Genomic DNA, 13068 nt, shown 5'->3' with positions numbered 1-13068 from the left:
AGTATCCCTGACGTTGAGAACCTGCAGATTTCCGTAGCCTTTGCCGGCTTAAGGAGATCTGCAGGTTTTTGCTTTAGAAAACCTTCATAAAACATTCACAATTCATTTATTGGAAACAAAACGCAACAATGTTATAATATTACAGTAGTCAGTGCACGGAAAGGAAGGAATATAAATTTCCGGAGTGCTGGTCTGACAGAATGATTACATAGAAAAGAAGGTTGAAGAGTATGAACCGTATAGGGGTATTTTTTGCAGAGGGTTACGAAGAGATCGAGGCACTTACGGTAGTGGATCTGCTTAGAAGGGCAGATATCCGGGTGGATATGGTTTCCATTACAGCAGAAAAGACAGTGAAAGGATCTCATGGAATTGCAGTTGGAATGGATCAGGTGCTTTCTGAAGCAGATTTCGGCGCATTCGATGGAATCGTGCTTCCGGGCGGTATGCCGGGAACGAAGAATCTGGAGCACTGTGAGGAGCTGATGAAGCAGGTAGATGCTTTTATGAAGGACGGAAAGCTGGTCTGTGCGATCTGTGCAGCACCCTCTATTCTTGGACACAGAGGACATCTGCAGGGTAGAAAGGCTACTGTTTATCCGGGAATGGAAGGAGAACTGACCGGAGCCGAGTGGGTCGCAGACAAGGCTGTCACAGACGGAAACATCATTACTGCAAGAGGAATGGGCTGTGCCATTGCCTTCGGACTTGCGATCATAGAGAAGCTCAAGGGAGAGCAGGCAGCTGATGAGATGGCACAGAAGGTTGTATACCAGCTGTAAAAACAGAAGAGATAGATAATTGGGGATAATACAATATGAATATTTTATTTTTTCTGACACCCAAAAATGAGGTGGCATATATCCACGACACAGATTCCCTGCGTCAGGCACTGGAAAAGATGGAGCATTATGGGTATTCCGCAGTGCCTATCATCAGTGAAGACGGACAGTATGTGGGAACACTGACAGAGGGAGATCTGCTCTGGTGCATTAAGGAGCAGAAAAATCTTTCTGTAAAGGAATCGGAAGATATTTCTATTATGAGCATCAAAAGAAAATGGGATAATGAACCGGTGGATGTGGATGTAAACATGGAAGATCTGCTGAATAAGGCAATGAATCAGAATTTTGTGCCGGTGATTGATGACAGAAAGCGTTTTATCGGTATTATTACCAGAAAGGATCTGATCCAGTATCTGTGCAAGAAGCTGGTGACTGTACAGCTTGAAGCCGGCGGTATGAGTATTGGTCAGATGCAGCCTGGTAAAATGGAAACGAATCGGAGATGAGGGGAAATGTATAATCAGTTAACAGAAAAGGACATTCAGGCCATGGAGGCAGAGATAGAGGACAGAAAGCTGAATGTCAGGCCAAAACTTCTGGAGGCTGTCAAGGAAGCAAGAGCGCAGGGTGACCTGAGTGAAAACTTTGAGTATTATGCAGCAAAGAAAGAAAAAAACAAAAATGAGAGCAGAATCCGTTTCCTGGAGAGAATGATCAAAACAGCCGAGATCATACCGGATGATTCCGGAGAGGATGAGATCGGAGTCAATACCAGAGTTACGGTACAGTTTGAAGATGACGGCAGTGAAGAAACCTATAAGCTTGTGACGACCATGCGGGGTGATTCCCTGAACGGACTTGTGAGCGTGGAATCGCCCATAGGGAAGGCTCTGCTGAAGCATAAGGCCGGAGACCGGGTTTATGTGGAGATCAACAAGAATGCCGGTTATTATCTTATTGTTAAAAAAATAGAAAAAAATCCGGATGAAGAGGAAGAAAGACTCCGGGATTTTTAAGGCAAAACTTACCAACATATTTTTTTCAGCAGCGTAGATACTATGAACAAGATAAGTGATACGAAAGGCTTTGAATGAAGAAAACTTCAGGATAAGCAGCGTAAGAGCTTATCTTGAAGAATAGATAGCCGAAAGGCGGAAAAATTATGGAGGTAAAGAATATGGCAAGCAAATCTTCTAATAAAGTAGAAGTTCCTGAAGCAAAAGCTGCTATGGATCGTTTTAAGACTGAGGTTGCCTCTGAACTTGGTGTGAGCTTAAAGGAAGGTTACAATGGTGACTTAACCTCTAAGGAAGCCGGTTCTATCGGTGGCGAGATGGTTCGTAGAATGATCAAGAAGCAGGAAGAGCAGATGAAGTAATCATCTGACAGATAAGAGAAAAGAATGGCCCGTCTGCAAATGCAGGCGGGCTGTTTTTGTCTAATTAACTGACAGTGTCAGACTTTTTGAATTACATAAAATGATTTCAGAAGGTTTTGGATTGTAAATGAGAAATTTTGACTAACTGTGCAGGCTGTCGTCAGTTGTGGCAGGCTGTCATAAAATGATATGATGAAATGGAGGACAGAGGTCAGACACTGTGCCCTGTATACAGGCAGTTTTGTGACATCTTTGTTCCGAACATCATATATATAATTAAGAAAAGAGGAAAAACATGAATCAGGGAATTGTATGGGCGTTCATGGGAACCGGTTTTACCTTTTTGATGACCGCTTTTGGCGCCAGTGTTGTATTCATATTAAAAAATGATATGGGAAAAAATCTGCAGAGAGCATTTCTGGGGTTTGCGGCAGGAGTTATGATCGCTGCTTCTGTCTGGTCATTACTGATCCCGTCTATTGATCAGGCATCCGGTATGGGAAGGTTTGCCTTTGTTCCGGCAGCAGGGGGCTTTGCACTTGGCGGTATTTTTCTGATGCTGCTTGACATGATGATGCCGCATCTCCATCTGGGGGAAAGTAAGGCAGAGGGTGTTCCCTCCTCCTTCAGAAGGACAACGCTGCTGATCTTGGCAGTGACCCTGCATAACATACCGGAAGGAATGGCGGTAGGTCTTGCCTTTGCCCTGGCAGCGCAGCATCCGGAGGATGCATCCCTGTATGCAGCGGCTTTTGCCCTGGCTGTGGGAATCGGCATCCAGAACTTCCCGGAAGGAGCAGCAATTTCCCTGCCCCTCCGTCAGGAAGGCATGAGTAAGGGAAAGGCTTTTCTGTATGGCAGTCTGTCAGGACTTGTGGAACTGATCTTTGGTGTCGGGATCACGATGATCGCAGGGGTGATCACACCATACATGCCATGGTTTCTGGGATTTGCGGCGGGTGCCATGATCTACGTGGTCGTGGAAGAGCTGATCCCGGAGGCCAATCAGGGAGAACATTCCAATCTGGGAACTGTTGGTGTCATGGTTGGATTTCTCATTATGATGGTGCTGGATGTAGCACTGTCATAACAAAAATTTAATAAATATGGGTATTTTCAGGGTATAATTATAAAAATAAAATACCAGAAACTAAATAAGGACTAAAACATTTATAAAATAAAGGATATCATATTGACCTTACAGCGGTCATCTGATATCCTTTATTCAGTTTCAAAGATTCTGAATTCCCGGAGAGATATGGAACACCGGGAATCATTTCAAAACACAGACAGAATTTACGGAAAGCAGGGAAACAGGAGCTTTCTGTCAGACTGAGCCGATAGCAGGCTCGAAATTCATTTGGTTTAAGAGAATAAGAGGGGTGAGCTTTCATGGATACCTTGGAGAGAGACATATCCGGGCGCAGAATGGTTCTTTTTCTGTCTGCAGGAAAAGCGTTTACAGAGAAGGAGATCTGTTTTGCGGTGGGGGAAAATTATACGCTGCAGATACCGGCAGAGGAGCTTCTCCTGACAGAGTCTTTTTTTCTCTTCCTGAGGCAGAAGGAAGAGGGAGTCCTGGAGATGAACGGGAAAATGGCAGGAGAAGAAAATCCGTGTATATTGCAGACAGAAGCAGGTGAGGAAGTACTTGTGGTTCTGTATGGGAGGAGAAGAAGCCTGGACTTTGGAAAACGGATTTTCCTGTCAGGGGGACAACGTGTACATATTGGCAGAAATTATAATAATGAAATGGTATATCGCTGCTTTTCTGGAATAGAGCCGGTTCATTTGTCACTGCAGGAGACAGAGGAGGGATTGCAGGCAGAGATATGTTCTGGAGCAGAAGGCAGTCAGTCTGGATGTACTGGCAGGGTTTACAGGGAAGGAATGCTGCTGAAGGGGAGAGAAATTTTGCAAAGTGGGGAAACGATACGGCTTCTTGGACTTTCCATTCTGTATCTGAAAGGATTCCTTTTCTGTTTTTCTGATTTTGGCACATTGCGGATTTCCCTATTTGAAGAAGAGAGACCTGCACTGGAGACTGGCAGGAGAGAGCAGTTCCGGAACCGGGATTTTGGGGAAACAGATGGACTGGTTATGAAGAGCCGGGAGGAGTGGACGGTAACAGGTGGGGAGCTTAAGCTGGAACTGCCCGAGAAAGAACTGGCACAAAGCAGGCAGCCGTTGTTTCTGACAATTGGTCCTTCCATGACCATGATCCTTCCGATTCTGATTACGACACTGCTTGCCGGACGCCTTCAGGCAGAAGGTGGAAGTGGTACAGGCTTTTTCAGGACAGGACTGCTGATGACAGGTATTTCTTCCATAATGACGGTACTGTGGGGTCTTCTTGGGTATCTGTACCGAAAGGGGTATGAAAGCAGGGAAAGAAAACGAAAGCGGAGGGAATATCTTTCTTATCTGCAGGAAACAGAAGAATATCTGCAGGGTCTGATGGAGCAGAACCGGAGAGCCATGCTTCATAATGCACCCTCTGGAAGGGAATATCTGGAAGAGGGAAGTATGTCTGCAGGTGGGAGCATTTATGCAGAACAGTACTCGTTTCTGAGGCTTGGACTCGCAGACATGGATTCTCCATATCAGGTGAAGCTGGATGATGACAGGGGGCGGAAGCAGGCAGAGCTTTATCACAGAGCACAGAAAATGGCAGAGACCTATCAAAAAATAGCAGCAGTTCCGGCAGGCTTTGATTTCCGGAAGGAGAGGGTAGTTGGGTTTACTGGTGAGAGAGGATATGACACGCTGTGGCAGGCTCTTTTGCAGCTTGTTGCCTGTCATGATGAAAAAGAGGTAAGGATTGCCTGCTTTTATCAAAAAGAAAGAAGGCAGGACAGGGTGTTTGCTGCGGGAATCCGATGGCTTCCGCATATCTGGACGGAAAACGGGAAACGGCGGTTTCTGGCAGGTGATGAGCAGGAGGCAGGAGAAATCCTTCCGGAGATAGGAAGATTTCTGACAGAAAAGGAAAAACAGAAATTTTTCCTGCTGCTGATCCTTGAACCGTCACTGGTGTGCAGCGAAGATATTTACGAAAATCTGTGCCGTAAGGAAGAGGAGGAAACAGCAGTCTGGTTCCTGGCCAGAGGGCGTGAGGAATTGCCGGCCGCCTGCCGATGCTTTGTCAGAAATGATTGCAGAAGCAGGGAAATCCGATGGATGAAGGAGAAGGAAAGAAGGATTGAAAATATTGTATTTGACCAGGATGATCAAGGCACGATCAGCAGATATATGAGGAAGATGTCACAGAACACCAGTGGCAGAAGAATACAGGATGAGATCCCTGACAGAATTTCCTTCCTGGAACTGTATGATGCGGAGAAAGCAGAGGACCTTTGCTGTGACAGGCGTTATCGGGAGTACCGGGTACTGGAGAGACTGAAGGCGCCGGTAGGTGCCGGGAGCAGGGGCAGAAGGATTTATCTGGATATTCATGAAAAATATCATGGTCCCCATGGACTTGTGGCAGGAACCACAGGCTCAGGGAAAAGCGAACTTTTGCAGACATTTCTGCTGTCCCTGGCAGTGTCCTTCAGACCGGATGAGCTTTCTTTTTTTATTATTGATTATAAGGGTGGCGGCATGGGAAGAGAACTGCAGGAACTGCCGCACTGCACAGGCCTGATCTCCAATCTTTCCGGTGGGCAGATCCACAGGGCACTGGTGTCAGTGAAAAGTGAGAATAGAAGAAGACAGAGACTGTTAAAAGAGGTGGGGGTCAGCCATGTATCTGATTATGCAGCGCTGTACCGGGATGGGATTGTAAAGGAGGCGCTGCCGCATCTTCTGATCGTTGTGGATGAGTTTGCAGAACTGAAAAAGGAAGTGCCGGAATTTATGCAGGAGATCATCAGTGTTTCCCAGGTAGGAAGGAGCCTTGGCGTGCATCTGCTGTTGTCTACGCAAAAGCCGGCTGGGACTGTGGATGACCGGATCTTCAGCAATACCGGGTTCCGCCTCTGCCTGAAGGTCGCTGACAGGCAGGACAGTATGGATATGCTGAAAAGACCTGAGGCAGCATATCTGACCGGAAGTGGCAGATGTTATCTCCAGGCAGGAAATCAGGAGGTGTTTGAACTGTTTCAGACCGGTTATGGAGGAGAGAGCTATGAAGAGACAGCAAGGAAGCAGGCACAGGCAATGATGGTTACAGAGACCGGAAAACGGATCAGAAAAAGAGAAGGGCAGAGGAAAGCGGCTGAAACACAGCTTCAGGCGGTGATCCGGTATATCAGGAATGTGACAGAGAGAAAAAAGATTATGGGAAGTTGTCAGCTGTGGATGCCGGAGCTCCCGGATAAAGTGGATCTTCTGGAATTGCAGAGCTTGCAAAGGGAGGAAAAGAAAGAGAGCGGACAGGAATGGAGAAAGGGAAAAGGGAAAGCCGGGGAAAGACTTCCGGCAGAATATGTTCTTGGCCTTGTGGATGATCCACAGAATCAGTGTCAGTTCCCACTTACCTATCGCCCGGAGACAGATGGAAATCTGCTTTTGTGTGGCATGGCAGCTACCGGTAAAAGCACATTTTTACAGACGATATTATACCAGCTTGCCGGACAATCATCCGGAGAGACCTGTTTCCTTCTGGTATCTATGGATAACCTTTCTCTCAGCTGCTTTCAGAATATGCCAGGGTGTCTTGCTGTTTTGAAGGATGCAGAAAATATGGAGAGTTTCTTCTATCATACGGAGAAGCTGTTCCTGGCAAGAAAAAAGGAACTGGGCGGGATGAACTATTGGCAGTACAGAGAGCGCCATGATCAGTTTCTGCCATTGCTGTTTCTGCTGATTGATGACTATGGAAGCTTCAGGGAACTGACAGGTGACCGGTTTCAGGAGCTGATCGAAAAGATGGCAAGGGAAGGAAACAGCTGTGGAATTTATCTGATTCTGACAGCTGCGGGAGCTGGCAAGGGAGAAATACAGGGAAGACTGCAGGATCAGTGTAAGACGACATGCTGCCTGGAGATGAGTGATGTCCTTCAATATGCAGAGGTACTTCGGAAATACCATATTGATGTTTATCCGAAAGAAAACTGTAAGGGAAGGGGGCTGTGCCGGAGAGGGGAAGATGTGCTTGAGGTACAGTTTGCACTCAGCAGAAAGAATGTGGATGATTATGGCAGGATAGAAGAAATCCGGCAGCTCTGTCAGAGAAAAAACAGTGAGCAGCAGGGAAAATGGGAAGGAGAGAAGCTTCCGTATATCCCGGAAGAAGCAACATTCGAAGGAATGTACCGTGATGTGTTTACGGAAGGTATGGTATGGATCGGATACGATCAGAAAACAGCAGAAAAAGTGGCACTTCCAACTGGAAAAAGCAATTTCTTCCTAATATCGGGAACTGTCAGAAGCGGCAGACGGACGTTGCTTTGTGGTCTGATTTATGGAATGCTGAAAACCGGGGGAAACGCGGCACTTTTTGAGGGACAGGCTAAGACAGATGGCATGTTTTCTTTTGAAAAGGAAGAAGGAGGGACATTGTACAGTATTTCGACTGTGACAGAACTGGGGGACTGGCTTGCAGGAGAAGGACAGCGGAGGAAGTATCTTTGTATTGCTGATCCAGAAGGCTTTCAGAGACTTCTGACAGAGGCAGAGCGGGATGGAAAAAATATATGCAGATCACTGGAAGAGGCCTGCCTTGAAGGAATGCAGATCCTGAGTATATTTCAGACGGGACAGGAGATGAGTCTTTGTGCAGGCTGGCTCTATGAGAAGCATAAGGCATCATCCTGTGGTATCCACCTTGGAGGAAATGCCGGGAGCCAGAGACTGCTTTCTTTTCCAGATCTGTCATATAGCAGGCTGAACCAAAAGGAGAGAGCGGGAACCGGGTATCTGACGAAAGACGGGCATACTGTGATCGTGAGATTACCACAGGAAATCAGGGAGGAAAAGGATGATTCTGGTAGAGGTACAGGTGCCGGTGTTGAACCGGCGTTACGATTTTGAACTGGATGAGGAAAGCCTTGTAGCAGATCTGACAGAGCTGGTGGCAGAACTGATACGGGAAAAGGAAGAACTGACAGGAAAAACGGAGAAGCATTGTTTTTATGTGTGGGAGCAGGAGCGGATCCTTAGGGAGGATGAGACACTGGAGCAGCAGGGTGTCCGGAATGGAAATATATTATATCTGATCTGAAAAGAGGATGTAGGAAAAGGAGAAGAATGTGGAGAATACGGATTTTCTGTTTGATGCAGGAAAATTAAAGGGGATTCAGAATGAAATTTATGAGCAGTCCACCATGCTTTTTGATCTTCTGTTTCACCTGCAGCAGGAGCTGGATGGGATAAGCATCAAATGGCAGGGGAATGCAGCCACAGCATTTATGGGAGAAATACATATCTGGTGGGAAGCCTCATATCATCAGGTGGAGCGGCTGCAGGAAGTGGGAAAGCTGCTTTCGCAGGCGGAAGAAAGGGTGCGGCTTTGTGAGGAACAGGTAAAGCAGGAAACAGGAGGATGGTTTGGCTGAGGAAAAGGAGCTTTATGTAGTCAGCGCACAGCTTCAGGCATTGTCAGAGAAGCTGGAAGGAATGCAGAGGACTGCGGCAGGGTGCTGTGACATGCTGGATCAGAAGGCGGCAGAGTTGGAGAACTTTTTTGCAGGCAGGGGAGGAGCTGCTTTGCAGAAGCATTTCCGGAGGGAAACAGAGTGCTGCAGAGAAGAAATGGAAGGTCTGCATGACTATGCAGAAAGACTTCAGAAAATAGCAGCAGAATATGAAGCTGCTGAGAAGGAGAATCGGAATGGGGCAGAAGGAACTTAGCATTCACTTTCAGGAAATGGGAGAATTAACGGATGAACTACAGGGAATTGCAGAGGAAATAAAAAATCTGATACAGGGGAAGGGAGAGGAGATCCTTACCTGTCTGCAGAGCAGCTGGAGGGGAGAAGGAGGAGAAAAATACAGAAGGAAGGAGGGAGAACTGCTTGACGATACACAGCAGATCGCCATAGTCTTCGGGAAAATTTCACAGGAACTGAAGGAAATGACAGAAAAGGTATATGAAGCTGAAAAGAGTAATGTATTGCTTGGAAAGCTCAGAGAATACTGGTAGAAAATGGGAGGAAAACGGTATGGCAGTAATACGGGTAACAGCAGCAAGATTAAGAAGTGTGGCAGACAGTCTGCAGGAGATGAATGCACAGTTTAGGAGCAGAAAACAGGAGCTTACAGAAAAGGAGCAGGCGCTCGCTTCTATGTGGGAGGGACAGGCAAAGGAGGCTTTTCATCAGGCATTTATCAGGGATGAGCAGCAGATGGAGGCTTTTTATACCCTGATTGCAAGGTATGTCCAGACTTTGCTGGAGATCGCAGCACGATATGAACAGGCAGAGGCAAGGAATGCAGAAATTGCGGGAAGCAGAAGCTATTAACAGAAAGAAAGAGGAAAATGGATATGGAAGGAATTTTAAAGGTAACACCGGAGCATCTGCTTCAGACATCAGGGGAATTTAATAATATCGGCGGACAGATCCGCAGTCTTTCAGAGGAAATGCTCTCTTTGATCCGGGGGCTTTCAGCAGTATGGGAAGGAGAGGCTGCTGCCGCCTATGGAAGCAAGTTTGACGCACTTTCACCGGATATGGACAGACTTTACCGGATGGTACAGGAGCATGTACAGGATCTGCAGGAGATGGCCGGAGAATATCAGAAAGCAGAAAGTGGCAGCCTGGAGCAGGGAAGCGGACTGGAAAGTGGTATCATTGTGTGATGTTGACGGAAGAAGAGATCAGTATGGTACTGAACACCTATATGTATATGAATTATAAAGAGGCAGAGGATGGCATGACACTGCGGGAAATTCTTGAGGAGGTGCAGAAGCTTCCGGAGTATCAGGAAGGCGGCAGATATTATGGGGAATACAGTGTGGTTTCAGAGGCTGCCGGAGATGACAGGGTCGGTGAAATGGTGATCGGCAGCCAGAGCCATCTGATGGGCTTTGATGATGGTACCTGCGCCTGTACTTTTTCTTCGAAGGAAAACGATGAGGTATATGTGGTATACCGGGGAACCGGTGATGGAGAATGGCCGGATAACGGGCTTGGCATGACCAGGGAAAAAACACTGCAGCAGGAACGGGCGCTGACATATTTTGAGACTGTGGTGGAAAAGGAGGGCTATCAGGAAGGGAACAGAGTGATTGTCACCGGACATTCCAAAGGAGGCAATAAGGCACAGTATGTGACCATGACGACGAGCTATGACGGAGTAGTATCTGCCTGCTACAATATAGATGGGCAGGGCTTTTCGGAAAAGGCAATTGCCAGATGGAAACGCTCTTACAGTGATCATGAATATGAGGCAAGACGAAGTAAGATCACAGGAATCTATGGAGAAAATGACTATATTCATGTCCTTGGAAGATCCATTGTCAGGGAGGATCAGACATATTACGTGAAAACACCGGTAGCAGTGGAGAACTTTGCGGGGTACCATGATATCAAGTACATGTTTGCCGCTCCAGGGAAGGAACAGGGAGAGAAAACCAGCATGATATTTTCAGGGAGTAAGAACAGCTATGTGGCAGAGCCTGGGCTTCTGCTTGCCTGTGCAGCAGCATTGTCAGCAGAGGTTATGAAGATGCCGGAGGAAAAACGGGATGGGGCAGCAGCGGTACTGATGCAGCTTATGGAATTATCCGGGAAGAAGAAACGGGGACAGAATGGGGAGGTTCTGACGAAGAAGGATGTGGAAGATTTTTATGGAGCCGGAATACCGGTGATCCTGAAAAGCCTGCTTCTGACAGAGGAGGGAAGAAGTGTGTTTTTCAGGCTTTTTCAGGGGAGAAATCTGGAAGCAGAGATGGAGGGCAGACAATTTGTGCAGATAGAGAAAGGGGGCTTTGACAGAGCACTCATGGTCTCGGAGGAGCTTCTTGCTGGTTTGTCTGACTGCTTCGAGCGGCTTGAACGTATACAGAAGCAGATCCCATTCTGGTTCCGGCTTGGAAGTGCAGTGGATAACCGGATCGTGATGCAGATGAATTTCCTTGACGGAAAAAAGAGGGAGCTTGTGAAGATGAAGGAAAAGCTGCAGGAAATCAGGGGGATTTATGACAGAATGGATAAACAGATGGAGGAAGAAATGGCTTTGTGATAGAATGAATCTATATGAGAGTTCAAATGGGGGAAATACCTATGAAGATAGAAACAAGATACATTTCTGGCAGACAGGCTGATACGAAAACAGTGCTGTTTGGAAAAGCTATGGAATTGCCGGTGTGCTTTTACGGGGAAGAAGGTATTGCGATCATCCCTCCTTATGAAGACAGAAAAAAAATCGAGACAGAGCTGGAAAAGGCGGCAGCAGGAAATGCTCTGGCAGCAGGGATCGCCCTGGATATGATGTTTGATGAAAAGGGAAACTATCTGAAGACCACAGGCGGTATGGCAGGACCAAAGACTGCGGAAGATCTGCAGTACCTGCAAAGCTTTGCCGGACAGGTGGGAATTCCCTTTTTGGTAAAAGGGGTATTGAGTCAGCGGGATGCCTATCAATGCCTGAAAGCCGGTGTGTCGGGGATCATTCTGTCAAGACCGGTATGGTTGAAGAAAAAGAGTATTTCGCCCATGGAAGTGTTGCCGGAGATCCTGAAGGTGACAGCCGGGGAAATACCAGTCCTGGTGGAAATGGATCATGCAGATATGACGGATGTATTTACTGCGATAGCGCTTGGTGCAGATGCAGTCTGCAGAAAACTGCTTCAGGGAGGAGACAGGAAGGAGATATTGCATTCCATGCAGGACGAACTGCGCTGTCTCATGTCCGTAGCAGGCTGCAGTGATCTTTCCCATATGGACAGCACTGTTATCTGGAAGCGTCAGAAGGAAGAGGGCTCAGCATTGGCAGATCAAGAAGCGAATTATTTTTGACCTTGCGGCGGTATTCACTTGGTGTACAGTTCAGGTATTGCTTAAATACTTTGTTAAAGTAACTGGCATTGTTAAAACCAACATAGAAGGCCAGGTCGGAGATCGTCTGGATACCGGGCAGTCCCTGCTGCAGAAGGATAGCGGCCTGGAAGATCCTGTATTTGATCAGATATTCTACCGGAGTGATCTGCAGTGTGCGCTTGAAGCAGCGGCAGCATTCGCTTTTGCTGATATGGATAGCACCTGCCAGATCATCCAGTGTCAGTGATTCCCTGTAATGCTCCTCAATAAAAAGAATAATATCCTTTACGCGTACTTCATCAAGAGAGGTGGTAACCGAAACAGAAGAAGCATGGCCGGCTTCCGGAACCGTTTTGTCAGTGAGCATTTTCCAAAGCTGGCAGAGGCAGGACTTTGTGGTAAGCTCGTAACCATACTGACAGGTGATGTTTTCCTCAATGATCTGGTCTGCAAGGTGTTTCAGGCTGACGTGCCATTCATCCTGGTCCAGCAGAGGTACAAAACGGAGAGACGGGGAAGAAAAAACAGGTGCCAGGTATTTATTTGACATAGTTGTATTTCCGTATCCAAACAGAAAAGAAGCATGAAATTTCAGGGAATATGCAAGACAGTGCATATTTTCATCACAAAGATGCAGGGAGTGCATAACATTTCTGTTGATCAGAACACCCTGTCCCATATGAAGACGGACGCATACGTCATCAGCAAAAAAATCAGCTACACCGGAACGGACCATCACGATTTCAATTTCCGGGTGCCAGTGCCATCTCACCATATGCATAAAAAGATCATGGATATCTACAGAAAATAATTGTACGGGGTAGCCAATTTCACCGTTTTCATTTTTGGCATGATATCCGCCTGGCGGAATCTTTGTCACTCTTTCCTGCATGGGAAGCCTCCTGACAAATAAAACAAGATATTTCCATTCTAATATAAAATTCCTGTGAAAGAAAGCAGAAAAACGTAAGAGTTTATA

At 46.8% G+C, this 13068-nt stretch carries 15 protein-coding genes; 14 read left to right on the top strand and 1 reads right to left on the bottom strand.

From position 1 onward, the window contains the following. The first annotated feature begins 230 nt into the window (after window positions 1-230). From OCV77_RS04425 to OCV77_RS04360, 14 genes are all read left to right on the top strand, one after another. Window positions 231-782, top strand: coding sequence for a DJ-1 family glyoxalase III (locus tag OCV77_RS04425; protein WP_262573670.1), 552 nt, complete (start codon window positions 231-233; stop codon window positions 780-782). A gap of 35 nt (window positions 783-817) precedes the next feature. Further along, a complete protein-coding gene (locus OCV77_RS04420) occupies window positions 818-1291 on the top strand; it encodes a CBS domain-containing protein (RefSeq protein ID WP_262573668.1) in 474 nt (157 codons plus the stop codon). A 6-nt stretch (window positions 1292-1297) separates the two neighbouring features. Beyond that, window positions 1298-1801 carry a GreA/GreB family elongation factor gene (locus tag OCV77_RS04415; RefSeq protein WP_118797526.1) on the top strand — a complete coding sequence of 168 codons (504 nt, stop codon included), beginning with the start codon at window positions 1298-1300 and terminating at the stop codon, window positions 1799-1801. A 161-nt stretch (window positions 1802-1962) separates the two neighbouring features. Next, window positions 1963-2163 (top strand): alpha/beta-type small acid-soluble spore protein, encoded by a 201-nt coding sequence (locus tag OCV77_RS04410; RefSeq protein WP_118797690.1) that lies wholly within the window; start codon window positions 1963-1965, stop codon window positions 2161-2163. Between the two features lie 295 nt (window positions 2164-2458). Next, window positions 2459-3253 carry a ZIP family metal transporter gene (locus OCV77_RS04405; protein ID WP_262573664.1) on the top strand — a complete coding sequence of 265 codons (795 nt, stop codon included), beginning with the start codon at window positions 2459-2461 and terminating at the stop codon, window positions 3251-3253. 302 nt (window positions 3254-3555) lie between these two features. Beyond that, entirely contained in the window at window positions 3556-8139 is a 4584-nt protein-coding gene (locus OCV77_RS04400; RefSeq protein ID WP_262573661.1) for an FtsK/SpoIIIE domain-containing protein, read from the top strand. Next, window positions 8087-8329, top strand: coding sequence for an EsaB/YukD family protein (locus tag OCV77_RS04395; protein WP_262573659.1), 243 nt, complete (start codon window positions 8087-8089; stop codon window positions 8327-8329). Before OCV77_RS04400 ends, OCV77_RS04395 begins: the two co-directional genes overlap by 53 nt. A gap of 28 nt (window positions 8330-8357) precedes the next feature. Beyond that, window positions 8358-8663: a WXG100 family type VII secretion target gene (locus OCV77_RS04390; protein ID WP_262573657.1), complete on the top strand. Its 306-nt coding sequence runs from the start codon at window positions 8358-8360 to the stop codon at window positions 8661-8663. Then, window positions 8656-8958: a hypothetical protein gene (locus tag OCV77_RS04385; RefSeq protein ID WP_262573655.1), complete on the top strand. Its 303-nt coding sequence runs from the start codon at window positions 8656-8658 to the stop codon at window positions 8956-8958. The genes OCV77_RS04390 and OCV77_RS04385 overlap by 8 nt, the downstream gene beginning before the upstream one ends. Then, window positions 8939-9250: a WXG100 family type VII secretion target gene (locus tag OCV77_RS04380; RefSeq protein ID WP_262573653.1), complete on the top strand. Its 312-nt coding sequence runs from the start codon at window positions 8939-8941 to the stop codon at window positions 9248-9250. Before OCV77_RS04385 ends, OCV77_RS04380 begins: the two co-directional genes overlap by 20 nt. A 19-nt stretch (window positions 9251-9269) precedes the next feature. Continuing rightward, entirely contained in the window at window positions 9270-9569 is a 300-nt protein-coding gene (locus tag OCV77_RS04375) for a WXG100 family type VII secretion target (protein ID WP_262573651.1), read from the top strand. Window positions 9570-9592: 23 nt separating this feature from the next. Beyond that, a complete protein-coding gene (locus OCV77_RS04370) occupies window positions 9593-9907 on the top strand; it encodes a WXG100 family type VII secretion target (RefSeq protein ID WP_262573650.1) in 315 nt (104 codons plus the stop codon). Beyond that, entirely contained in the window at window positions 9907-11292 is a 1386-nt protein-coding gene (locus OCV77_RS04365) for an Mbeg1-like protein (RefSeq protein WP_262573871.1), read from the top strand. Before OCV77_RS04370 ends, OCV77_RS04365 begins: the two co-directional genes overlap by 1 nt. Window positions 11293-11333: 41 nt before the next feature. Beyond that, entirely contained in the window at window positions 11334-12068 is a 735-nt protein-coding gene (locus OCV77_RS04360; RefSeq protein WP_262573648.1) for an alpha-hydroxy-acid oxidizing protein, read from the top strand. Here OCV77_RS04360 and OCV77_RS04355 read toward each other — a convergent pair. Continuing rightward, on the bottom strand, window positions 12004-12981 hold the full coding sequence (locus OCV77_RS04355; protein WP_262573647.1) for an AraC family transcriptional regulator: 978 nt from the start codon (window positions 12979-12981) through the stop codon (window positions 12004-12006). The genes OCV77_RS04360 and OCV77_RS04355 overlap by 65 nt on opposite strands. Between the last annotated feature and the right edge of the window lie 87 nt (window positions 12982-13068).

It is taken from the genome of Suilimivivens aceti (genome assembly GCF_025567405.1).
GTDB classification, from domain to species: Bacteria; Bacillota; Clostridia; order Lachnospirales; family Lachnospiraceae; genus Suilimivivens; species Suilimivivens aceti.
The sequence above is the reverse complement of the archived record's forward strand: the minus strand, read 5'-3'. Positions and strand labels throughout refer to the sequence as shown.